Consider the following 20,610-nt stretch of genomic DNA (forward strand, 5'->3'; position numbering starts at 1 on the left):
CCCTACAAATCGAAGTCGGCTCGCGCCTACGCTCCGGTCACCGTGAGATTGGCGCCGTCGGCCTGCACGATCCGCACGCGGCTGCCGGCCGGCGTATCGGGCCCGGCGACACGCCAGACGGTGTCGTCGACGCGCACCGTGCCGGAGCCGTCGACGATCGGCTTCTCAAGCGTGAAGACGCGGCCGACGAGCGCGGCCGCGCGGCGGTTGAGATAGGGATTATCGCTGGCCGGCCGCGCCGCGCTGCCGGCGAGCCGGCGCCAGACCGGCACTGCGGCTACCGCGAACAGCGCGAACATCAGGATCTGGATCTGCCAGGACGGCGTGAACGCAAACGATACGAACCCGACCAAAAGCGCGGCCAAGCCGAACCAGAACAGGAAGATGCCCGGGGCGAGCAATTCCAGGGCCATCAGGATGACACCGAAGATCAACCAGTTCCAGGTGCCCAGGCTCTCAAACATTTCGGCCATGACGTGACCCTCGCTAGATGCCCGCATCCTATCACGCGCGCGGCGGGAGCGGCGGCGCAGGCGGCGTCGTTCCGGCCGGCGGCACCGAGCCCGTTCGGCGCGCAGCCGCCGCGGCGGAGGCCGCGCTTTCGCCGAAGGTCGCCTTGGCTATCTCGCCGATGCCGGCCAGCGAGCCGAGCATGCTCATCGCTTCCACGGGCAGCATGATGATTTTCTGATTCGGCGAGTCCGCGAGCTGGCCGAACGCCTTGATGTATTTGTCGGCGATGAAATAATTGAGCGCGGCGACATCGCCCTTGGCGATCGCCTCCGACACCATCTGCGTGGCCTTGGCCTCGGCCTCTGCGGAACGTTCGCGCGCTTCCGCATCGAGGAAGGCGGATTGCCTGCGGCCCTCGGCCTGCAGGATCTGGCTCTGCTTGGCGCCTTCGGCGCGCAGGATCTCGGACTGCCGCTGGCCTTCCGCCTGCAGGATGTCGGCGCGCTTGACGCGTTCGGCCTTCATCTGCCGGCCCATCGCCTCGACGAGGTCGGCCGGCGGCACGATGTCCTTGATCTCGATGCGGTTGACCTTGACGCCCCAAGGCGAGACCGCGGCATCGACGACGCGGAGCAGCCGCTCGTTGATCTCGTCGCGATGCGACAGCACCTGGTCGAGGTCCATGGCGCCCATCACCGAGCGGATGTTGGTCATGGTCAGCACGATGATGGATTGCGAGAGGCTGGCGACCTCGTAGCTCGCCTTCGCCGCATCGAACACCTGGAAGAAGGCGACGCCGTCCACCGTCACGGTGGCGTTGTCCTTGGTGATCACCTCCTGCTCGGGAATCTCGATCACCTGCTCCATCATATTCATCTTGCGCCCGATCCGGTCGAAATAGGGCACGATGATGTTCAACCCCGGCGACAGCGTCCGGGTGTATTTGCCGAACCGCTCGACGGTCCAGTCATAGCCCTGCGGCACCGTCTTCACGCCGGCAAACAACGTAAAGATGACCAAGAGCGCCAGCGCAATCGCGAAAATGTCGAAACCGCTCATAAGACCTCCAAGACGAAAGACCCGTCACAAGGATGGGCTTCCGCACAATTCCACAGCAATCAAGACGTAAGGATTGCCGCGTGAATTTGTCTCGGCGGCGGCGGGGCCGGTTCAGCGAACTATTTTCGACATACCGACGTGGTAAAGGCCTTGCAGGCAGCAGCGGTGCTCCTAAGAAGCTACGCCCCGCCGGAGCCGCGGCACGTCACCAAAGCTTCAAATTCGAAGCGATCAACCGCCGCGTCCGAGATCCAGCCTGCTCAGATCCAACCCTGCAGTTCGCGCAGCACCAATTGCCGGATCACGTCCATGCCCGGCTCGCTGTCGTTCAGGCAGGGGATGGCGGAAAACGCCTCGCCGCCATTGTGCTTGAAGATCTCGGCGTTTTCCCCAGCGATCTCCTCCAAGGTCTCGAGGCAGTCGGCGGTAAAGCCCGGCATCACCACGGCGATGCGCTTCACGCCGTCCTTGGCGAGCTTCTCGATGGTCTTGTCGGTATAGGGCTGCAGCCACTCGGCACGGCCAAAGCGCGACTGGAAGGTGAGCAGAAGCTTGGACTCGTCCAGGCCGAGCCGCTTGCGCAACAAGGCGGTGGTGGCGACGCATTGCTCGAGATAGGGGTCGCCCTTGTCCACATATTCCTTCGGCATGCCGTGAAACGAGGACACGATCAACTCGGGCTTGAACGGCAGCGTCGCAAGATGGTCCTCGATCGAGGTCGCGAGCGCCTCAATGTAGAACTCGTCATCATAATAAGGCGGCGTCACCCGCAGGGTCGGCTGCGCCCGCAGGCTCGCGAGCACGCGGAAGACCTCGTCGCAGACGGTTGCCGACGTCGCGGCGGAATATTGCGGATAGAGCGGGACCACCAGGATGCGGTCGCAGCCCTTGGCCATCAAAGCATCGATCCCCGCCTTGATCGATGGATTGCCGTAGCGCATCGCCCAATCGACCACAACGTGTCCGGCATCGGCAATGCTCGCCGCCAGCTTCTCGCTCTGGGCGCGCGTGATCGTCTTCAGCGGCGACTCGTTCTTCTCATTGTTCCAGATGGTCTGGTAATCGCGCGCCTTCCGGCGCGGCCGCGTGTTCAGGATGATGCCGTTGAGAATGAGCTTCCACAGCAGCCCCTGGTCCTCGACCACCCGCGGGTCGGACAAGAACTCTTTCAGGTAGACGCGCACGCCGGCAGCATCGGCGGTGTCGGGCGTGCCGAGATTGACCAAGAGCACACCGACGCGCGATGGATTGGCGGTAGAGAGCGGCCTTGCATTGTCGAGGGAGATGGCAGCGGTCATGGTATCCAGGCTGATGTCGGACGGCTCGTGACGGGCGACTTGTAACAGGCCGCTTGGCGGGGTGCGGCAGCCCTGTCTAGATAATGGTTGTGACGACGATGTCATCAGGCCGGAGGAGCCATGACGATTGCTGAACTCTGCATCTTCGCCAGCGTGATATTGTACCTCTTAACGATCGCCCCGGTGAAATGGATCAGCGCCGGACAATACGACAATGCGCGCCCCCGGGACCCCGCTTTCTACCAGAGCGGCATCCGCGAGCGCGCGCTGGGCGCCCATCAGAACGGCATCGAGGCATTCCCGTTCTTCGCCGCCGCCGTGCTGCTGGCCGAGTTCCGCGCAGCGCCGCAGAACCTGATCAACGAGCTCGCGATGCTGTTCCTGATCGTGCGCACGGCCTACGTGCTCACCTATGTCGGCAACCGCCCGGCGCTGCGCTCGATCCTGTGGGTGCTGGGTTTCGCGATCACGGTGGCGATCTTCTTCCTGCCGCTGTTGCGCAACTATCTCCCAATCTGAGTGGAGAGGCCCAGCACCCATAGGATGACGCGGATCACATCGAATGGCTGTTGAGACGGTTAACGGCACGTGCAGGCCACCGATCCGGGAGTGCAGGCTGACGCACCTTTGTTCCGGCTTTGATCTAGGGCGCCACGGCCAATTGATTGGATTCGCCGCCAGAATTTTCTATACGGCGACGGAACTTTGGACCGGTGAAGGCGCCCCGCCAAGGGAAACGCCAAAGGGATTGTGATGACGTCGAACGGCCCGACGCTGGCGACCACGGCCAGCGCCCCCGATAATTTCCAGACCGCCCTGAAATCGACCGTGCGGGCGGCCGCCGATTGGCTGATCGCACATCAGAAGCCGGACGGCCACTGGGTCGGGCGCGCGGAATCCAACGCGTGCATGGAAGCGCAATGGTGCCTCGCGCTGTGGTTCATCGGCCTGGAAGATCACCCGCTGCGTCCGCGCATGGGGCAGGCGCTGCTGCAGACCCAGCGCGGCGACGGCTCCTGGCAGATCTATTTCAACGCGCCGAACGGCGACATCAATGCGACCGTGGAGGCCTATGCCGCCCTCCGCTCGCTCGGCCACCGCGATGATGAGCCGGCATTGCGCCGCGCGCGCGAATGGATCGAGGCCAAGGGCGGCTTGCGCAACGTCCGCGTCTTCACCCGCTATTGGCTGGCGCTGATCGGCGAATGGCCCTGGGAGAAGACCCCGAACCTTCCGCCGGAGGTGATCTGGTTTCCGGTCTGGTTTCCGTTCTCGATCTACAATTTCGCGCAATGGGCGCGCGCAACCCTGATGCCGATCGCGGTCCTTTCGGCGCGGCGGCCGAGCCGGCCGCTACCGCCCGAGAACCGATTGGATGCGTTGTTTCCGCAGGGGCGCGACGCGTTCGACTATGAGCTGCCGACCAAGGTCGGCGCCGGTGGCTGGGACAAGTTCTTCCGCGGCGCCGACAAGGTGCTGCACGCGCTGCAGAACCTCGGCAACAGGCTCAATCTCGGCCTCTTCCGCCCGGCCGCCGTGCGCCACGTGCTGGAATGGATGATCCGCCACCAGGATTTCGACGGCGCGTGGGGCGGCATCCAGCCGCCCTGGATCTACGGCCTGATGGCGCTCCATGTCGAAGGCTATCCGCTCAACCACCCGGTCATCGCCAAGGGCCTCGACGCCCTGAACGACCCGGGCTGGCGCGTCGACATCGGAGAAGCGACCTACATCCAGGCGACCAACAGCCCGGTCTGGGACACCATCCTGACCCTGCTCGCCTTCGACGACGCGGGCGTGATCGGCGATTATCCCGAGGCGATCGAGAAGGCGGTGAATTGGGTGCTGGAGCGCCAGGTGCGCGTGCCCGGCGACTGGTCGGTGAAGCTGCCGCACGTCAAGCCGGGCGGCTGGGCGTTCGAATATGCCAACAACTTCTATCCCGATACGGACGACACGGCGGTGGCGCTGATCGCGCTGGCGCCGCTGCGGCATGATCCGAAGTGGAAGGCCAAGGGCATCGACGAGGCGATCCAGCTCGGCGTCGACTGGCTGATCGGCATGCAGAGCCGAAGCGGCGGCTGGGGCGCCTTCGACAAGGACAACAATCAGCAGATCCTGACCAAGATCCCGTTCTGCGACTTCGGCGAGGCGCTCGATCCGCCGTCGGTCGACGTCACGGCGCACGTCATCGAAGCCTTCGGCAAGCTCGGCCTCTCACGCAACCATCCGACCATGGTGCGCGCGCTCGACTACATCCGTCGCGAGCAGGAGCCGAGCGGACCATGGTTCGGCCGCTGGGGCGTGAACTATGTCTACGGCACCAGCGCCGTGCTGCCGGCACTGGCTGCGATCGGCGAAGACATGAGCCAGCCCTACATCCAGCGCGCCTGCGACTGGCTGGTAGCGCATCAGCAGAACGATGGCGGCTGGGGCGAGAGCTGTGCCTCCTACATGGATCTCGGCGCGGTCGGCCGCGGCACCGCGACCGCGTCGCAGACGGCGTGGGCGCTGATGGCGTTGCTCGCCGCAAACCGCGCGCAGGATCGCGAAGCGATCGAACGCGGCTGCCTGTGGCTGGTCGAGCGGCAGTCCGAAGGCACCTGGGTTGAGCCGGAATTCACCGGCACCGGCTTTCCCGGCTACGGCGTCGGCCAGACCATCAAGCTCACCGATCCAGCGCTGCAGCAACGGCTGATGCAAGGCCCGGAGCTGTCACGCGCCTTCATGCTGCGCTACGAGATGTACCGGCACTATTTCCCGCTGATGGCGCTCGGCCGCACCCTGCGGCCGCAGGCGCATGGCAAGGCTCCGGTGCAAGGAGCAGCTGCGGCGCAGCCAGCAACGGCCCCTGCCGGCCAGCAAGGTCCGGAACTATCGCGCGCGTTCATGCTGCGCTGGGACTTGTACCGGCAATACTTTCCGGTCGCCGCGCTCGGCCGCGCGTTGCGGAGAGGGAACGCACAGCCCTAGCGACAGTGCGCGACCGACGTCCGCTCCTCTGCGTCAGAAACAGGTGGTGCGCTCGGCAGCGATGTAGCCGAGCAGCAGCCCGGTGCCGAACAGCAGCACGAGACCGGCGGCGCCGAATTCGAGCCCGCGCATGATCAGCACGCCGCCGCCCTCGCGCGCCTGGCTCAGCCGCTGCGCCACTCCCCGCGCCGAGACGGCAACCAGCGCGATGGTCGCGACCGTCACGGCGGTCCCGAGCCCCATCACGAAGGTTGCGGCGATGCCCGCCCAGAACAGGCCCTGCGCTAGCGCGAAGACCAACACCAGGATCGCTCCGGAGCAGGGCCTCACCCCGGCAGCGAACACCGCCTGAATACCCCGCTGCCAGCCGCCCGGGCCGGCAAGCTCGCTCGGCTCCGGCCCGTGCGAATGACCGCAATGGGCGTCATGGACGTGTGCGGGGCCGTGATCGTGGTCGTGATGGTGGTCGTGATGGTGGTGATCATGATCGCCATGGTGATGATGCTCGCGATAATGATGGCCATGATCATGATCGTGCGCGTGGTCGTGAGCCGCATGCGCGTGGACGTGTTCGTGGCCGGCCAGAGCCAGCGCCGGTCGCTGGGGCTGCAGCGTCCGCAGCAGCGCAACGCCCTTGGTCCAGACCAGCCGCGCCCCGAGCAGCGCGATCAGCGCGTAGCTGCCGATCTCCACTGCCTTCTCGGCGCTGCACATCGTCGCCGCGGTGGCGTTGAGCAGCCAGGCGCAGATGCCGACGATGACGACCGCGACCAGCGACTGCATCAGGGCCGAAGCAAATGACAGCAGGATGCCGCGGCGCGCGGTCTCCTGGTTGGCGACCAGATAGGAGGCGATCACCGCCTTGCCGTGGCCGGGACCGGCCGCGTGAAAGATGCCGTACGCGAACGAGATCGCCAGCAGCAGCCACACCGCCGAGCCGTCGGACTTGGCGGCGCGGATGGTCGACGACATCTGGCGATAGAACTCCGATTGCCTGGCCAGGAGCCAGCCGACGATGCCGCCTGCCTGGGGCTCGGCCGGCGCGCCGAACGGCGATTTGGCAAGCAGCACATGCGAGGCGGCATCTGCGGCGGCCAGCGCGGCAAGGATCGCAGCGCAGATCAGGAGCGGACGAACGGCGTTGGGGCGAGCTTGCAGTATCATGGGCATTCCACCGAGATCTTGTTGGCAAAGTTCATTCCGAAATTGGCGTTCGCCCCGCCGCTCAGGAATGTCTGTTCGTTCATCGTCTGCGCGACCGCGCCGCCATCGCTCGGCCTAACCAAGCCGAGCTTGCAGCCCGCCGGCGCACTGACCATCCGGACGGGATCCTTGTCCGCCATCTGGAAGTCGATGAAATAGCTCGGATCGAACACCTCGACCGAGAGCTGCTTCGGCTTGACCGGCGCCTTCAGCGGCAGCGTGAAATGCAAGATCAGCTTGGTGTCATTGTATTCGAGAAAATAGTCGACCGGGTCCTCGAACTTCTGTTTCTTGCCGTCCGCCTTCAGGAAGGTGAAATAGGCGTATTCCTTCAGCGACTCGACGTTGGTCTGCGCCAGCGGCGCCAACTCCTCGCGGGTGTAGACCCCGCGCGTCTTGCTCTCGGTGCCCTGCAGGGCATAGCTCGCGAACATGTCGTCGAAGGTCCACGCATGGCGCACGCCGGTGATCGAACCGTCGGGCGCGTAGAGCAGTTCGCTGCTCGCCGTGATCCAGACATGCGGATGCGCCTGCGCGGCGCTGGCGCCCACGACCAGCGCAAGCACGGTGAGAAGAGTGCGGAGCAAGGCCACCACCTCACGCCGCCTTGGGAACATCGAGCAGGCCGCGGCGCCGGAGCAACGCGTCCGGCTCCGGCTCGCGGCCGCGGAAGGCGACATAGGCCGCTTCCGGATCGACCGAGCCGCCGGAGGAATAGACGTTGTCATGGAGCCGCTTGGCGACCGCGGGATCGAAGATGTTGCCCGCCTCCTCGAACGCGCCGAACGCATCGGCATCCATCACCTCCGACCACATGTAGCTGTAATAGCCCGAGGCATAATGGTCTCCGGAGAAGATGTGGCCGAACTGGGTCGGCCGGTGCCGCATCGCGATCTCCGCCGGCATGCCGATTTTTTCGAGTTCGGCCCGCTCGAAGGCTCCCACATCCTTGGCCGCCGAGGCCGGCTGGGTGTGGAATTCGAGATCGACCAGCGCCGAGGCGACGAACTCGACCGTGGCAAAGCCCTGGTTGAACCTACGCGCGGCAAGAAAGCGGTTCAGCAGGTCGTCCGGCAGCGGCTCGCCGGTCTGGTAATGGCGGGCGAAGCGCTGCAACACCTCGGGCCGCTCCTGCCAGTGCTCGTAGAGCTGCGACGGCAGCTCGACGAAGTCGGTGAACACGGACGTGCCGGAGAGCGAGGGATAGGTCACGTTCGACAACAGGCCGTGCAGGCCGTGGCCGAATTCGTGAAACAGCGTGCGCGCCTCGTCCGGCGACAGTAGCGCAGGCTGGCCCTCGGCCCCCCTCGCAAAGTTGCAGACATTGATGATCAGCGGCGCCACCTCGCCGTCGAGCTTCTGCTGGTCGCGCAGCGAGGTCATCCAGGCGCCGGAGCGCTTCGAGGCCCTGGCGAAGTAGTCGCCATAAAACAGCGCCTTGTGCTTGCCGGCGGGATCCCTGATCTCCCAGACCCGGACGTCCGGATGCCAGACCGGAATATCCTTCCGCTCGGCAAAGGTGATGCCGAACAGGCGCGTCGCGCAGTCGAAGGCCGCGGCGATCATGTTGTCCAGCGTCAGATACGGCTTGATCGCATCGTCGTCGAAATTGGCTTTGGCCTGGCGGAGCTTTTCGGCATAGAAGCGCCAGTCCCAGGCTTCGAGCTTGAAGTTGCCGCCCTCTTCCGTGATCAGCTTCTGCAATTCGTCGCGGTCGGCCAGCGCCTTGGCGCGCGCCGGCTTCCACACCCGCTCCAGCAGGCCGCGCACCGCCTCCGGCGTCTTCGCCATGGAGTCCTCCAGGCGATAGGCCGCGTAGTTCGGGAAATCCATGATCTTGGCAGCTTCCTCGCGCAAGCTCAGGATCTCGCCGATGATGGCCTTGTTGTCATTGGCGTTGCCGTTGTTCCCGCGCGCCGTGAACGCTTTGTAAACCTTCTCGCGCAGGTCGCGCCGGGCGGAGCTCTGCAGGAACGGCTCGACCGCCGAGCGCGACAGCGTCACGATCGCCTTGCCCGGCAGACCCCGCTCCTCGGCCGCGGCCTTGGCCGCCGCGATGAACTGCTCGGACAGGCCGGCGCGGTCGTCCTCGGAAAGCTCCAGGAACCAGTCCTGCTCGTCGCCGAGCAGATGATGGCTGAAGGTGGTGCCGAGCTGGGCGAGCCGCTCGTTGATCTCGGCCATCCGCGTCTTGGCCTCTTCGGAAAGGCCGGCGCCGGCACGGCGGAAGCGGGTATAGGTGCGCTCCAAGAGACGGATCTCTTCGCCGGTCAGGTCGAGCGTCTTGCGGTTCTCGTGCAGCCGGGCGACACGGCCGAACAGCACCGCATTCATCTGAATCGGATTCCAGTGCCGCGCCATCCGCAGCGAGACTTCCTTGTCGATCTCCAGGATCTGCGGATTGGAGTGCGCCGAGACCAGATCATAGAACACGGCGGACACCTTGGAGAGCAGCTTGCCCGAGCGCTCCAGCGCCGTGATCGTGTTGGCGAAGTCGGGCTCCGCCGGATCATGCGTGATGGCGGCGATCTCCGCGGCATGATCGGCAAAGGCGCGCTCGAAAGCGGGGAGGAAGTGCTCCGGCTTGATCGCGTCGAACGGCGGTGTCTGGTGCGGCGTTTCCCACGCCTTCAGGAGCGGGTTGATCGCGGTCGCGTCGGCGGTGTCTGTCATCGGCAAAGGTCCGTGGTCTCTCGAAATCCAAATCTGGCTCCTCTTACCACGCAAGGCGCCCTTTTTGGGTCATTTCCCCTTGATGCAGCGCAGCTTTTCGGAGAGATTGCGGCCCGCCCACAAGGACCCGATCATGAGCTCAGAGAACCAGACCGCCGCCTCCCGCCAGATCGTCTGGACCAGCGTCATCACCGTGCTCTCGGCTGCGATCCTGATCGGCGCCGAAGTGTTCGGGGCGGCCTTCGCCGGCGGCTGGGCGCTTTCGATTCTGTTCGGGCTCGGCGACACCGGCACCCATGTGCTGCAGGCGCTGCTGTTCGCGCTCGGCGTCTTCGTGATGGTGGCCTTCATCCGCGGCGCGCAGCGCGTCGAGCCGTTCGTGAAGCGCGCGTAGTCCTGGCGCTGCACGAAAGCACTACGCCACAAGGCTTTCGCGCGTGACAGAGCTTTAAGCTAGCTTAACGTTCGTTCACACAAGCCCGCGCTCCCGCACAAGCTGTGTCCGCCAAGCACACCGTTAGGGAAATCACGCGCGAGACTTCAAAAAAATCTTGCGGTCGAAATTCAAAACGCTTATTTCCCGACTTGCCCAATTTCGCACGTGCCTGTGGTCGTGTGTCAGTCGGTAGGTATCCGGACAAGAGGCCGGACAGCCGCCAAGGGATGAGGAACCGAGGGGCCCTCGGCTTTGTTAGGATCGCGATCGCACCGATCGGGATCAGCACAAACCGAAAGCCCAGCATCTCTCTCAAGAGATGCCGCTGAAGGTGACCTCGCCTCTTGCAACCGTGACTGGCAGCCGGAGGCGAACCGGCGCACCCCGCTCTCAACGGGGGACGCGACTTAAAGCAACGACGGATCGGGCTTTTTTGGTCTCTACCGGCAGTCCAACGCCGGCGCGGGCTACTGAAAAGGCTTGTCCTTCATTGCCAGGTGTGCGGGCGGGAACCCTCCCAACCAATCCACGGCAGCACAATTCGGCTTCGGTCCGAGGTTTTGTCGCCTTTCCATCGGGTGGCAACGCCAAAGCACCGCCGTCGAGAACGTTTGAACGGGTCTCGTCGCTGGGGCCGTTTGGAGGGTGCTATGACCGAACGTATTCGGGAATTCCTGCGCAACCGCCGCGAGGAAGGTCTGGACACCGAGCCCTGTCTCGTTGTCGATCTCGACGTCGTGCGCGACAACTACATGAGCTTCGCCAAGGCGCTGCCGGACAGCCGCGTGTTTTATGCGGTGAAGGCCAATCCGGCCCCCGAAGTGCTGTCGCTGCTGGCCTCGCTCGGCTCCTCGTTCGACACCGCCACCGTCGCCGAGATCGAGATGGCGTTGGCCGCCGGCGCGACGCCTGACCGCATCTCCTACGGCAACACCATCAAGAAAGAGCGCGACATCGCGCGCGCCCATGCGCTCGGCATCCGCCTGTTCGCGGTCGACTGCGCCGCCGAGGTCGAGAAGATCGCCCGTGCAGCCCCGGGCGCCAAGGTGTTCTGCCGCATCCTCTACGACTGCGCCGGCGCCGAGTGGCCGCTGTCGCGCAAGTTCGGCTGCGACCCGGAAATGGCGGTCGAGGTGCTCGATCTCGCCAAGCGGCTGGGTCTCGAGCCCTGCGGCATTTCGTTCCATGTCGGCTCCCAGCAGCGCAAGGTGAAGGCGTGGGACCGCGCGCTGGCGATGGCCTCGACCGTGTTCCGCGACTGCGCCGAACGCGGCATCAACCTGACCATGGTCAACATGGGCGGGGGCTTCCCGACCAAATATCTGAAGGACGTGCCGCCGGTCGTGCAGTACGGCCGCTCGATCTTCCGTGCGCTGCGCAAGCATTTCGGCAACCAGATCCCGGAGACGATCATCGAGCCGGGCCGCGGCATGGTCGGCAATGCCGGTGTCATCGAGTCGGAAGTGGTGCTGATCTCGAAGAAGAGCGACGAGGACGAACTGCGCTGGGTCTATCTCGACATCGGCAAGTTCGGCGGCCTCGCCGAGACGATGGACGAATCGATCCGCTACGCGATCCGCACCCCGCATGACGGCGCGGACATGGCGCCGTGCGTGCTCGCCGGCCCGACCTGCGATTCGGCCGACGTGCTCTACGAGAAGCTGCCGTATCCGCTGCCGGTGACGCTCTCGATCGGCGACAAGGTGCTGATCGAGGGGACCGGGGCCTATACCTCGACCTACTCGTCGGTGGCCTTCAACGGCATCCCGCCGCTCAAGACCTATCACATCTGAGCGCTCGCATTTCCGAGCCCCGGGTGGGATGAGCCCCCACCCCGACCCTCCCCCGCAAGCGGGAGAGGGAGCGATAGAGCTTCCTTATTGACCTGACATGACGTGCTTGCGCGCGGGCGACAGTCTGCAGCGGCGAGCCGGGACTGATGTGCCATGACTGCTTTTCGGCCGACCGCCACTGCGCCTGTTCAAGCCGCCGCTCCGTTCGCGATCCGCAGCGAGCGCGGCTCCGACGTGCCGGCGCGCGAGGCGCTGCTCGATGCCTGCTTTGGCGACAACCGCCATGAGCGCACCTGCCAGCGCCTGCGCGACGGACGCGCGCCCGCCGCAGGCCTTGCCCTGTCGGCGGTTCGCGAGCGCCGGGTGATCGGGACCGTGCGGTTGTGGCACGTCTGCGCCGGTGGGCGCGATGCGCTGATGCTGGGCCCGCTGGCCGTCGATCCCGATGCCCGGAGCCTCGGCATCGGGGCCGCGCTGATGGAAGAGGCGCTCGCGATCGCGGCCGCCCGCGGCCATGGCGCGGTGATCCTGCTCGGCGATGCGCCCTACTACGCCCGCTTCGGCTTCTCGGCCGAGAAGACGGCCGAGCTGGAACTGCCGGGCCCGTTCGAGCGCGAGCGCCTGCTCGGCCGCGAGCTCATCGCCGGTGCGCTCGACGGCGCCTGGGGCATGATCGTGCCGACGGGCGCGCAAGAACGCAAATCGCGGCGCAGCCGCAAAGCGGCGCTGGTATCATGCGCGGCGTGACGGCCCGCACAGCGAAGGCGCAGCAGCCCGGAGCGGCCATCGCCGTGCCGGCGCGGCGTCGCGGCACGCTGGTCGCAAGCCTCGTCCTGCTCCTGCTCGCCATCATGATCGTCCGAGACATCGTGGTCCGGCGCTGGACGGGCTCCCCTGCAGCGCCGCCGGACGTCACCCGCCCGCGCTGACGATCTCCCAGCAATCCCGGCTCCGGGGTTGCGCAGGTGCAGCAAAACCCCTTAAACCCCGGCCAAATCCCATATGAGGTTGCCCATGTCCCGCCGCCTGATCTCCACCGGATCGCCCTTCGAGAAGACCTTTGGCTACAGCCGCGCCGTCGTCGACGGCGACTTCGCCTTTGTCGCCGGCACCACCGGCTACGATTACACCACCATGACGATGCCGGCCGACGTCACGAGCCAGTCACGCAACTGCTTCAAGACCATCGAGTCCGCCCTGAAGGAGGGCGGCTTCGAGATGGCCGACGTCGTGCGGGCGACCTACTACATCACCGATCCCAAGGACGCCGACGCCCACTTCGCCGTCTGCGGCGAGGTGTTCGGCGACATCCGCCCTGCGGCCACGCTGCTCGTCGTCGCCGCGCTGCTCAAGCCCGAGATGAAGGTCGAGATCGAAGTCACGGCCAAGCGCCGCAGCGCCTGAACCCGTTCAGTACCCTATCGTTTTCGGAGAACATGATGAGCTCGCAGATCCACGCGAAGATCACCGGTCCCATCGTCATGATCGGCTTCGGCTCGATCGGCAAGGGCACCCTGCCCTTGATCGAGCGGCACTTCGCCTATGACAAGAACCGCTTCGTGATCATCGATCCGCATGACAATGGCGAGCTCGCCAAGCAGCACGGCGTCCGCTTCATCCAGCAGGCGGTGACCCGCGAGAATTATCGCGAACTGCTGGTGCCGCTGCTCACCGAGGGCGGCGGCCAGGGCTTCTGCGTCAATCTCTCGGTCGACACGTCTTCGGTCGACATCATGACGCTGTGTCGGGAAATCGGCGCGCTCTACGTCGACACCGTGGTCGAGCCCTGGGCCGGGTTCTATTTCGACAAGAACATGGGGGTCGAGCAGCGCTCCAACTACGCACTGCGCGAGACGTTGCTGGCGGCACGCCGCAAGAACCCGGGCGGCACCACCGCCGTCTCCACCTGCGGCGCCAATCCCGGCATGGTGTCCTGGTTCGTCAAGCAGGCGCTGCTCGACATCGCCCGCGACACCAAGACCGAGATCGTCGAGCCGAAGAGCCGCGAGGGCTGGGCGCAACTCGCGCAGAAGCTCGGGGTCAAGGGCATCCATATCGCCGAACGCGACACCCAGCGTTCCAAGAACCCGAAGCCGATGGACGTGTTCGTCAACACCTGGTCGGTCGAAGGCTTCGTATCCGAAGGCATGCAGCCGGCGGAGCTCGGCTGGGGCACCAACGAAAAATGGATGCCGGACAATGGCCGCACGCACTCGGAAGGCTGTGGTGCCGCGATCTATCTGCTGCAGCCCGGCGCCAATACCCGCGTGCGCTCCTGGTGCCCGACGCCGGGCGCGCAATACGGCTTCCTGGTGACACACAACGAGTCGATCTCGATCGCCGACTATTTCACCGTGCGCGACGGCGACAAGGTGGTGTACCGCCCGACCTGCCACTACGCCTATCACCCCGCCAACGACGCAGTGCTGTCGCTGCACGAGATCTTCGGCGCCACCGGCAAGATGCAGGAGAAGTGGCACATCCTGGATGAGCACGAGATCGTCGACGGCATCGACGAGCTCGGCGTGCTGGTCTACGGCCACGCCAAGAACGCCTACTGGTACGGCTCGCAGCTGTCGATCGAGGAGACGCGCAAGCTCGCGCCCTATCAAAACGCGACCGGCCTGCAGGTCTCCTCAGCCGTGCTCGCCGGCATGGTGTGGGCGCTGGAGAACCCGAACGCCGGCATCGTCGAGGCCGACGAGCTGGATTTCCGCCGCTGCCTCGAAATCCAGATGCCGTATCTCGGCCCGGTCAAGGGCTTCTACACCGACTGGACGCCGCTGACCGATCGCCCGGGCCTGTTCCCGGAAGACATCGACACCAACGATCCCTGGCAGTTCCGGAATATTTTGGTGCGGTGATTCCAACGCCGTCGTTCCGGGGCGAGGCGTAAGCGTCGAACCCGGAACCTCGAGCTGAGGGAAACGACGCAAAACAACGTCGAGATTCCGGGTTCGCGTCTTCGACGCGCCCCGGAATGACGGTGAGAACTACTTCTTCTCGATCGGCGGGGCGACCTTCTCGGCCGGGGCTGGTGGCAGCGCCGGCTTGGCGCCCTCCTTCTGAGCGGCCGGGTCGGGTCGGGCGGGTTCGGGTGCCGGCGTCGTCGGCCGGGTGCCACCCGGCTTCGATTCGGCCGGCGGCGATGGGGAGGGCTCCGGCGAGGCTGACGGCGTCGCCTGCGCCACTTCGCCCAGGTGGGTCGCGCGGATATCCGCCAGCGACAGCACCGCGATCAGCGCACCGACGGCAAACAGCCCGGCCCCGAGCAGCAGTTCCCTGCGCAACCTTTGTTTGCTGTTCGCTAACATCATGGTCACACCCGCCAATCGATATTGCCGGGAACAACGAGCGGCGCTGGACGCGGTTCCCGGGGGAGCCGCGCCTACGACTGGCCTCAGACCTTCAACAGCCCCGCCCCACCGGCTTCATCGGAGAAGGCGAGCCAAGTTCCACCGGCATTCCAGGCCAGCGCCACCACCGGCGGCGTGCCGTTGCGGCGCACCAGGATCTCGGCACCGTCATGCATCCGTACCATCAGAACGGTGCCATCCTCATAGCCGGCGGCGAGGATGTCCTGCTTCGGATGGCAGGCCACTGCGGTCACCTTGGCCTGCAGCGGCGCCAGCATGGCCGGCTCCTTGCCCATCGGGCCATCCTTGCCGACGAAGGGCCACATGATCACCATGTCGGCGCCGGAGGTCGCCAAGAAGCGGCCGCCCGCCCCCCACGCCATCGACCTCACCCGCGAGGGATAGCCGGTCATGCGCATGTGCTTGCCGTCGGCGAGCCGCCAGCCGTGCAGCGCCGGCTCATGCATTGCGGTGACCAGGAACTTGTTATCCGGGCTGAAGCTGACGGCGAGATGGGAGCCGGCCCAGGCGAGAAATTCCGGCGTCCCCGCCATGTTGGGAAACCACAGGGTGGCGCCGTTGTAATGGGCGATCGCGAGCCGCAGCCCCTTGGGCGCGAACGCAAGTCCGCCGACGGTCGAGGGCACTTCGAGCGACTTCTCCTCGCCCTTGGGCGAGCGGACGAAGGCGGTCTTGCCGACCGACCAGGCCACGCTGCCATCCGTATGCACGGCGACATTATCGATCCAGCGCCGCTTCGGATCGGTCGCGAGCGCGGTCACTGCGCCCTTGCCGTCGACTGCAACGACTTTGCCGTCGTCGCTGCCGATCACGATCCGCGAGCCGTCGGACACGGCCGACAGAATGCCGCCGCCGACCACCTCGACCTTCGTCATCGCGCCTTCGGGATCGACAAAGGCCACGCTCTCCTCGGTGCCGACGAAGACAGCGCGATCGCCGAGATAATGCACGGCGGTCACGTTCATGCCGAGTTCGACCGGCTTCACCCGGTCGGTCACCGAAACGATGGATGCGGCCTCGCCGCCTGGCTCGAACGAACTCATCACGTCACGATGCAGCGCTCGAAACCTTCGCGAATGGCCTGTTCCGGCAATTCGCGGCCGATGAAGACGACGCGGCTTTCACGCGGCTCGCCCTCCTTCCATTTCCGCTGGTGATCACCCTCCAGCATCATGTGGACGCCCTGGAACACGTAGCGATCATCATCGTCCTGGAACGACAGGATGCCCTTGGAGCGCAGGATCTTGCCGCCCTCCGTCTGCACCAGGTTCTGCAGCCACGGCATGAACTTCATCGGATCGAGCGGCTTGTCGGTCCGCAGCGACAGCGACTGCATCTCCTCGTCGTGATAGTGCCTCAAGCCATGGCCGTGATCATGGTGATGGCCATGGTCATGATCGTGGTGATGATGGTCGTGGTCGTGATCGTCGCCGGCTTCCAGGAAGTCGGGCTCGATTTCGAGGATGCGGTCGAGATCGAAGGCGCCGCGCTCGAGCACGTCCGCTATCGCGATCTGACAGCGCTCGGTGCGATGCAGCTTGGCGTAGGGATTGATGCCGCGGATGCGCGCCTCGACCTCGGAGAGTTCTCCCCCGGAGACGAGGTCGGTCTTGTTCAGCACGATCACGTCGGCGAAGGCGATCTGGTTCTTGGCCTCCGGTGCATCCTTCAGCCGATCCGACAGCCATTTGGCGTCGGCCACCGTGACGACCGCGTCGAGCCGGGCATTCTTCTGCACGTCTTCGTCGACGAAGAAGGTCTGCGCCACCGGGGCCGGATCGGCGAGGCCGGTGGTCTCGACGATGATCGCATCGAACTTGCCCTTGCGCCGCATCAGGCCCTCGATGATGCGCACGAGATCGCCGCGCACCGTGCAGCAGATGCAGCCATTGTTCATCTCGAAGACTTCTTCGTCGGCGCCGACGATCAGGTCGTTGTCGATGCCGATCTCGCCGAATTCGTTGACGATGACGGCGTATTTCTTGCCATGGTCCTCGGAGAGAATGCGGTTCAGCAGCGTGGTCTTGCCGGCACCGAGATAGCCGGTCAATACGGTCACGGGGACTTTCTGGGAGGTCACGTCAGACATATTCGCTCCGGGAAGTAGCTCGCATTCGAAATCGATTTGCCGCGCTGAACATAGGCCGCCGGCCTAGCGGCCGAGCGCGCTGGTCAAGGCCTTTATATTGTGCCTGACCATCGCAATGTAAGTGGGTGCCGGGCCGTTTTCCTCGCTGAGGGCATCTGAGTACAGGGTGCCGCCGACCTTGGCGCCGGTTTCGGCGGCGATCCGGCTGATCAGCCGATCGTCATTGAAGTTCTCCAGAAAGACCGCGGGGATCTGTGCGCGCTTGATCTGCGCGATGATGCCGGCGAGGTCGCGCGCGCTCGGCTCGGTCTCGGTGGATACACCGAGCGGAGCGATGAACTCCACACCGTAAGCGTCGGCGAAATAGCCGAAGGCGTCGTGGGTCGAGATCACCTTGCGCCGCTCGGGAGGGATCTTCTCGATCTCGGCGCGGACCTCGCGGTCCAAACCGTCGAGCTCGGCCAGATAGCGATCGGCGTTCCGCTTGAACGTGTCGGCGTCGGCGGCATCGGCCGCGACCAGCGCATCGCGGATATCAGTCACATAGATCATCGCATTTTTGACCGACTGCCAAGCGTGCGGATCAGCATCGGCGCCGCGCTTCCGGGGCGTGATCCCTTGGGTCACCGTCACGATCCGGGCCTTGGCTCCGGAGGCCTGCAAGAGACGCGGCAGCCAGCCCTCCAGGCCGAGACCGTTGACGACCAAGAGCCGCGCCTCGGCCACATCCTTCGCATCATGCGGCGTCGGCGTGTAGACATGGACATCGCTGTCAGGCCCAACCAGCGTGGTGACATTGACCTTGTCGCCACCCACCTGCCGGACGAAATCGCCGAGGATCGAGAAGCTCGCGACGACATTAAGCCGCGCATCCGCATGTGCATGCGCCGAGACGAGACCGAACAACGCAACACTGAGGACTAAGCAGAAACGTCGCATGGCAAGGCTCATCAGGCTTCGAGATGGCGCCCGGGAAACAGCTGTGGGAGCACGCCGCCGACGCGCCCGAACAGCACCGAGGCGAGATAGATCAGCGCGGCGACCAGAATGATCGCCGGGCCGGAAGGAATCCGGGTCTGGAACGACAGCACCAGCCCGACATAGCCGGAGACGATCGCGGCCGCGACGGCGATGCAGATCATCGGCGTGATATCGCGCGACCAGAACCGGGCGATGCCCGCGGGCAGGATCATCAGCCCGACCGCAAGCAGGGTGCCGAGCGCCTGGAAGCCGTTGACGAGATTGACCACGATCAGCCCGAGAAAGACCAGATGCGCAGGTGCGCCGGCCCGGCTCACCGTGCGCAGGAACAGGGGATCCACGCTCTCGATCATCAGCGGGCGGTAGATCACCGCCAGCACGAGCAGCGTGAGCGTGGCGTTGCTGGCGACCATCAGCAGTGTCGGATCATCCATCGCCAGGATGTTGCCGAATAGCACGTGCAGCAGGTCGATATTAGTGCCCTTCACCGAGACGATGGTGACACCGATCGCAAGCGAGGCGAGATAGAAGGTCGCGAGCGAAGCGTCCTCCTTCAGCCCGGTCGAGCGTGACACGAGGCCCGAGAGCAGCGCCACCGTGAAGCCGGCGATCAGGCCGCCCGTCGTCATCGCGAACAAATTGAGGCCGGAGAGCAGAAAGCCGATGGCCGCGCCCGGCAGGATCGCATGCGCCATGGCGTCACCCATCAGGCTCATCCGGCGCAGCATCAAAAACACGCCGATCGGCCCCGAGCCGAGCGCCAAGGCGATCACCGCCGCCAGCGCGCGGCGCATGAACGCGAAGTCTGAGAACGGCGTGATCAGGACGTCGGTGATCATCATGCCGCCTGTGACGGAAGCTGGTCGGGCACGCAGGCCCTCGCTTTCTCGTCGAACGCTTCGCACATCCGCCGTGCCGTCGCGAGATTGTCGGCGTTCAGCACGTCTGCCGTGGGCCCCCAGGCGACCGGCTCGCGCGCGAGCAGGAGCGTTTGCGGAAAGTACGCACGGACCATGTCGAGGTCGTGCAGCGCCGCCAGCACGGTGCGCCCCTCCCGGTGCCAGTGCTCGACCAGCCGCAACAGGTCGGTCGAGGTGCTGGTGTCCATCGCATTGAACGGTTCGTCCAGCACGATCATCCGCGCATCCTGCAGCAGCACGCGCGCGAACAGCAGGCGCTGCATCTGGCCGCCCGACAGCGTGCCGATGCCGCGGGTCTCGAAGCCGGTGAGGCCGACGGCAGCGATCGCCTGTGCGATCCGCACCCGGGCCGCCTTGCCGATGCCGCCGAATGGACCCACGGAGCGCCACAAGCCGGTGCTGGCGAAATCGAACACCGAGATCGGGAAAGTGCGGTCGATATCGGCGATCTGCGGCAGATAGGCGATGCTCCGCCGGTCCAGGCCGCCGGTGCTGATGGCGCCCGCCAACGGCTTGAGCAGGCCGACGATGCCGCGGAACAGCGTCGACTTGCCGGCCCCATTGGGACCGACCACGGCCAGCAGGCTGCCCGCAGCGACGTCGCCGGAAAGGTGATGCACGGCGGGATGCCGGTCGTAGCCGAGCGTCACATCGCGAAATTGCAGCTGCATGGTCATCGGCGTCAGCGCATCGCAAGCCAGACGATCACCCACAGCCCGGCGCTCGCCGCCAGGGCCGCGGCGAGCCGCGCGGTGGCCGGCATCCGCAGGATCGACCACGGCGCGGCCTGCGCCGGATGCGGCATGGCCGGCCCGTGGCGGTGCGCATGCGGGTGGGGATGGGCGTGGGTATGAAGATCGTGTGACACCATAGACTAACGTTATATTATAACGTTACAGCTGTCCACGGCAGCGGCCGCCCGCCCCGGGCGAGGCCAAGCCTCAAGTGAGGTACCGCACCAGCGCGAGCGCTCCGAACAATCCGGCGATCGACAGCCCGACCGATCCCAGCACATAGAGGGCGGCGAGCCCCACGGCCCCACGCTCGTACAGGAGCGCGGTATCGAGCGAAAAGGCGGAGAAGGTGGTGTAGCCACCGAGAATGCCGGTCATCAGGAACAGCCGCCAGTGCTGGGTCGCCCCGCCCTTGAAGGCGAGATAGCCGGCGATCAGGCCCATCACGATCGAGCCCGTGACGTTGATGATGAGCGTGCCGAACGGAAAGGCCGTGCCGAGCGCCTTGGCGCTCGCCATGTTCACCGCGTGTCGAATTGAGGCGCCCATCCCGCCCCCGAAAAACACCAGCACGTAACCCAACAACTGCTTCACCTGAACCTCATCCCCGCAACGTCATTC

Annotated in this window: 22 protein-coding genes; 8 read left to right on the forward strand and 14 right to left on the reverse strand. The window is 65.4% G+C overall.

The genetic code is table 11. The features are described from left to right. Nucleotides 1–26: 26 nt before the first annotated feature. From QXZ85_RS16525 to hemH, 3 genes are all read right to left on the reverse strand, one after another. Nucleotides 27–473, reverse strand: a complete 447-nt coding sequence (locus tag QXZ85_RS16525; RefSeq protein ID WP_315729680.1) for an NfeD family protein — start codon at nt 471–473, stop codon at nt 27–29. A gap of 31 nt (nt 474–504) precedes the next feature. Then, nucleotides 505–1,512, reverse strand: coding sequence for an SPFH domain-containing protein (locus QXZ85_RS16530; protein ID WP_315729681.1), 1,008 nt, complete (start codon nt 1,510–1,512; stop codon nt 505–507). A 260-nt stretch (nt 1,513–1,772) separates the two neighbouring features. Beyond that, nucleotides 1,773–2,810, reverse strand: coding sequence for a ferrochelatase (gene hemH, locus QXZ85_RS16535; protein WP_316174466.1), 1,038 nt, complete (start codon nt 2,808–2,810; stop codon nt 1,773–1,775). Nucleotides 2,811–2,930: 120 nt separating this feature from the next. Here hemH and QXZ85_RS16540 point away from each other — a divergent pair, with 120 nt between their 5' ends. Continuing rightward, nucleotides 2,931–3,329: an MAPEG family protein gene (locus QXZ85_RS16540; protein WP_315744299.1), complete on the forward strand. Its 399-nt coding sequence runs from the start codon at nt 2,931–2,933 to the stop codon at nt 3,327–3,329. Nucleotides 3,330–3,563: 234 nt separating this feature from the next. After that, nucleotides 3,564–5,783, forward strand: a complete 2,220-nt coding sequence (shc, locus tag QXZ85_RS16545; RefSeq protein ID WP_316174468.1) for a squalene--hopene cyclase — start codon at nt 3,564–3,566, stop codon at nt 5,781–5,783. A gap of 33 nt (nt 5,784–5,816) precedes the next feature. On the opposite strand, the gene QXZ85_RS16550 is transcribed toward shc, so the two are convergent. The 3 genes from QXZ85_RS16550 to QXZ85_RS16560 are packed head-to-tail and all read right to left on the reverse strand — an operon-like array spanning nt 5,817 to nt 9,659. Then, nucleotides 5,817–6,953, reverse strand: coding sequence for a nickel/cobalt transporter (locus QXZ85_RS16550; protein WP_409977825.1), 1,137 nt, complete (start codon nt 6,951–6,953; stop codon nt 5,817–5,819). After that, the gene (locus tag QXZ85_RS16555) at nt 6,944–7,603 is read right to left on the reverse strand and encodes a DUF1007 family protein (protein ID WP_315706530.1); all 660 of its coding nucleotides are present in this window, start codon (nt 7,601–7,603) and stop codon (nt 6,944–6,946) included. Before QXZ85_RS16555 ends, QXZ85_RS16550 begins: the two co-directional genes overlap by 10 nt. After that, entirely contained in the window at nt 7,584–9,659 is a 2,076-nt protein-coding gene (locus QXZ85_RS16560) for a M3 family metallopeptidase (RefSeq protein WP_315706529.1), read from the reverse strand. Before QXZ85_RS16560 ends, QXZ85_RS16555 begins: the two co-directional genes overlap by 20 nt. Before the next feature lie 133 nt (nt 9,660–9,792). Between QXZ85_RS16560 and QXZ85_RS16565 the strand changes: the two genes are divergently transcribed. From QXZ85_RS16565 to QXZ85_RS16590, 6 genes are all read left to right on the forward strand, one after another. Continuing rightward, entirely contained in the window at nt 9,793–10,053 is a 261-nt protein-coding gene (locus QXZ85_RS16565; RefSeq protein ID WP_315706528.1) for a hypothetical protein, read from the forward strand. Between the two features lie 692 nt (nt 10,054–10,745). Beyond that, a complete protein-coding gene (locus tag QXZ85_RS16570; protein WP_315744295.1) occupies nt 10,746–11,888 on the forward strand; it encodes a type III PLP-dependent enzyme in 1,143 nt (380 codons plus the stop codon). 153 nt (nt 11,889–12,041) lie between these two features. After that, nucleotides 12,042–12,635: an N-acetyltransferase gene (locus tag QXZ85_RS16575; RefSeq protein ID WP_316174471.1), complete on the forward strand. Its 594-nt coding sequence runs from the start codon at nt 12,042–12,044 to the stop codon at nt 12,633–12,635. Further along, nucleotides 12,623–12,817, forward strand: coding sequence for a hypothetical protein (locus tag QXZ85_RS16580; RefSeq protein ID WP_315706525.1), 195 nt, complete (start codon nt 12,623–12,625; stop codon nt 12,815–12,817). The genes QXZ85_RS16575 and QXZ85_RS16580 overlap by 13 nt, the downstream gene beginning before the upstream one ends. A gap of 85 nt (nt 12,818–12,902) precedes the next feature. Further along, nucleotides 12,903–13,292, forward strand: a complete 390-nt coding sequence (locus tag QXZ85_RS16585; protein ID WP_315706524.1) for a RidA family protein — start codon at nt 12,903–12,905, stop codon at nt 13,290–13,292. A 35-nt stretch (nt 13,293–13,327) separates the two neighbouring features. Then, nucleotides 13,328–14,752, forward strand: a complete 1,425-nt coding sequence (locus QXZ85_RS16590; RefSeq protein WP_315744292.1) for a homospermidine synthase — start codon at nt 13,328–13,330, stop codon at nt 14,750–14,752. Between the two features lie 129 nt (nt 14,753–14,881). Here the strand turns inward: QXZ85_RS16590 and QXZ85_RS16595 are convergent, their stop codons facing one another. From QXZ85_RS16595 to crcB, 8 genes are all read right to left on the reverse strand, one after another. Then, nucleotides 14,882–15,205 (reverse strand): hypothetical protein, encoded by a 324-nt coding sequence (locus tag QXZ85_RS16595; protein ID WP_315744291.1) that lies wholly within the window; start codon nt 15,203–15,205, stop codon nt 14,882–14,884. Nucleotides 15,206–15,288: 83 nt separating this feature from the next. Further along, complete coding sequence (locus QXZ85_RS16600) at nt 15,289–16,308, reverse strand: WD40 repeat domain-containing protein (protein WP_316174473.1); 1,020 nt, start codon at nt 16,306–16,308, stop codon at nt 15,289–15,291. Then, entirely contained in the window at nt 16,308–17,354 is a 1,047-nt protein-coding gene (locus tag QXZ85_RS16605; RefSeq protein ID WP_315707258.1) for a GTP-binding protein, read from the reverse strand. The genes QXZ85_RS16600 and QXZ85_RS16605 overlap by 1 nt, the downstream gene beginning before the upstream one ends. A 63-nt stretch (nt 17,355–17,417) precedes the next feature. Next, complete coding sequence (locus QXZ85_RS16610; protein WP_315764742.1) at nt 17,418–18,293, reverse strand: metal ABC transporter substrate-binding protein; 876 nt, start codon at nt 18,291–18,293, stop codon at nt 17,418–17,420. A gap of 11 nt (nt 18,294–18,304) precedes the next feature. After that, complete coding sequence (locus tag QXZ85_RS16615) at nt 18,305–19,174, reverse strand: metal ABC transporter permease (RefSeq protein ID WP_315744289.1); 870 nt, start codon at nt 19,172–19,174, stop codon at nt 18,305–18,307. After that, complete coding sequence (locus tag QXZ85_RS16620; RefSeq protein ID WP_316174541.1) at nt 19,174–19,932, reverse strand: ABC transporter ATP-binding protein; 759 nt, start codon at nt 19,930–19,932, stop codon at nt 19,174–19,176. Before QXZ85_RS16620 ends, QXZ85_RS16615 begins: the two co-directional genes overlap by 1 nt. A 5-nt stretch (nt 19,933–19,937) precedes the next feature. Next, a complete protein-coding gene (locus QXZ85_RS16625) occupies nt 19,938–20,126 on the reverse strand; it encodes a hypothetical protein (protein WP_315707261.1) in 189 nt (62 codons plus the stop codon). Nucleotides 20,127–20,196: 70 nt separating this feature from the next. Next, entirely contained in the window at nt 20,197–20,583 is a 387-nt protein-coding gene (gene crcB, locus QXZ85_RS16630; protein ID WP_315707262.1) for a fluoride efflux transporter CrcB, read from the reverse strand. Nucleotides 20,584–20,610: the final 27 nt, after the last annotated feature.

The sequence above is a fragment of the Bradyrhizobium sp. SZCCHNGR1005 genome, assembly GCF_032489995.1.
In the GTDB taxonomy this organism is placed as follows: domain Bacteria; phylum Pseudomonadota; class Alphaproteobacteria; order Rhizobiales; family Xanthobacteraceae; genus Bradyrhizobium.

Excerpts from the sequence above, each read along its gene's own strand:
- QXZ85_RS16530 (WP_315729681.1), bottom strand. The coding sequence starts at position 1,512 with ATGAGCGGTTTCGACATTTTCGCGATTGCGCTGGCGCTCTTGGTCATC.
- QXZ85_RS16560 (WP_315706529.1), bottom strand. The coding sequence starts at position 9,659 with ATGACAGACACCGCCGACGCGACCGCGATCAACCCGCTCCTGAAGGCG.
- shc (WP_316174468.1), top strand. The coding sequence starts at position 3,564 with ATGACGTCGAACGGCCCGACGCTGGCGACCACGGCCAGCGCCCCCGAT.
- hemH (WP_316174466.1), bottom strand. The coding sequence starts at position 2,810 with ATGACCGCTGCCATCTCCCTCGACAATGCAAGGCCGCTCTCTACCGCC.
- QXZ85_RS16525 (WP_315729680.1), bottom strand. The coding sequence starts at position 473 with ATGGCCGAAATGTTTGAGAGCCTGGGCACCTGGAACTGGTTGATCTTC.
- QXZ85_RS16610 (WP_315764742.1), bottom strand. The coding sequence starts at position 18,293 with ATGCGACGTTTCTGCTTAGTCCTCAGTGTTGCGTTGTTCGGTCTCGTC.
- QXZ85_RS16555 (WP_315706530.1), bottom strand. The coding sequence starts at position 7,603 with ATGTTCCCAAGGCGGCGTGAGGTGGTGGCCTTGCTCCGCACTCTTCTC.
- QXZ85_RS16590 (WP_315744292.1), top strand. The coding sequence starts at position 13,328 with ATGAGCTCGCAGATCCACGCGAAGATCACCGGTCCCATCGTCATGATC.
- QXZ85_RS16600 (WP_316174473.1), bottom strand. The coding sequence starts at position 16,308 with ATGAGTTCGTTCGAGCCAGGCGGCGAGGCCGCATCCATCGTTTCGGTG.
- QXZ85_RS16550 (WP_409977825.1), bottom strand. The coding sequence starts at position 6,953 with ATGCCCATGATACTGCAAGCTCGCCCCAACGCCGTTCGTCCGCTCCTG.
- QXZ85_RS16625 (WP_315707261.1), bottom strand. The coding sequence starts at position 20,126 with ATGGTGTCACACGATCTTCATACCCACGCCCATCCCCACCCGCATGCG.
- QXZ85_RS16620 (WP_316174541.1), bottom strand. The coding sequence starts at position 19,932 with ATGACCATGCAGCTGCAATTTCGCGATGTGACGCTCGGCTACGACCGG.
- QXZ85_RS16585 (WP_315706524.1), top strand. The coding sequence starts at position 12,903 with ATGTCCCGCCGCCTGATCTCCACCGGATCGCCCTTCGAGAAGACCTTT.
- QXZ85_RS16565 (WP_315706528.1), top strand. The coding sequence starts at position 9,793 with ATGAGCTCAGAGAACCAGACCGCCGCCTCCCGCCAGATCGTCTGGACC.
- QXZ85_RS16575 (WP_316174471.1), top strand. The coding sequence starts at position 12,042 with ATGACTGCTTTTCGGCCGACCGCCACTGCGCCTGTTCAAGCCGCCGCT.
- QXZ85_RS16570 (WP_315744295.1), top strand. The coding sequence starts at position 10,746 with ATGACCGAACGTATTCGGGAATTCCTGCGCAACCGCCGCGAGGAAGGT.
- QXZ85_RS16615 (WP_315744289.1), bottom strand. The coding sequence starts at position 19,174 with ATGATCACCGACGTCCTGATCACGCCGTTCTCAGACTTCGCGTTCATG.
- QXZ85_RS16540 (WP_315744299.1), top strand. The coding sequence starts at position 2,931 with ATGACGATTGCTGAACTCTGCATCTTCGCCAGCGTGATATTGTACCTC.
- QXZ85_RS16605 (WP_315707258.1), bottom strand. The coding sequence starts at position 17,354 with ATGTCTGACGTGACCTCCCAGAAAGTCCCCGTGACCGTATTGACCGGC.
- QXZ85_RS16595 (WP_315744291.1), bottom strand. The coding sequence starts at position 15,205 with ATGATGTTAGCGAACAGCAAACAAAGGTTGCGCAGGGAACTGCTGCTC.
- QXZ85_RS16580 (WP_315706525.1), top strand. The coding sequence starts at position 12,623 with ATGCGCGGCGTGACGGCCCGCACAGCGAAGGCGCAGCAGCCCGGAGCG.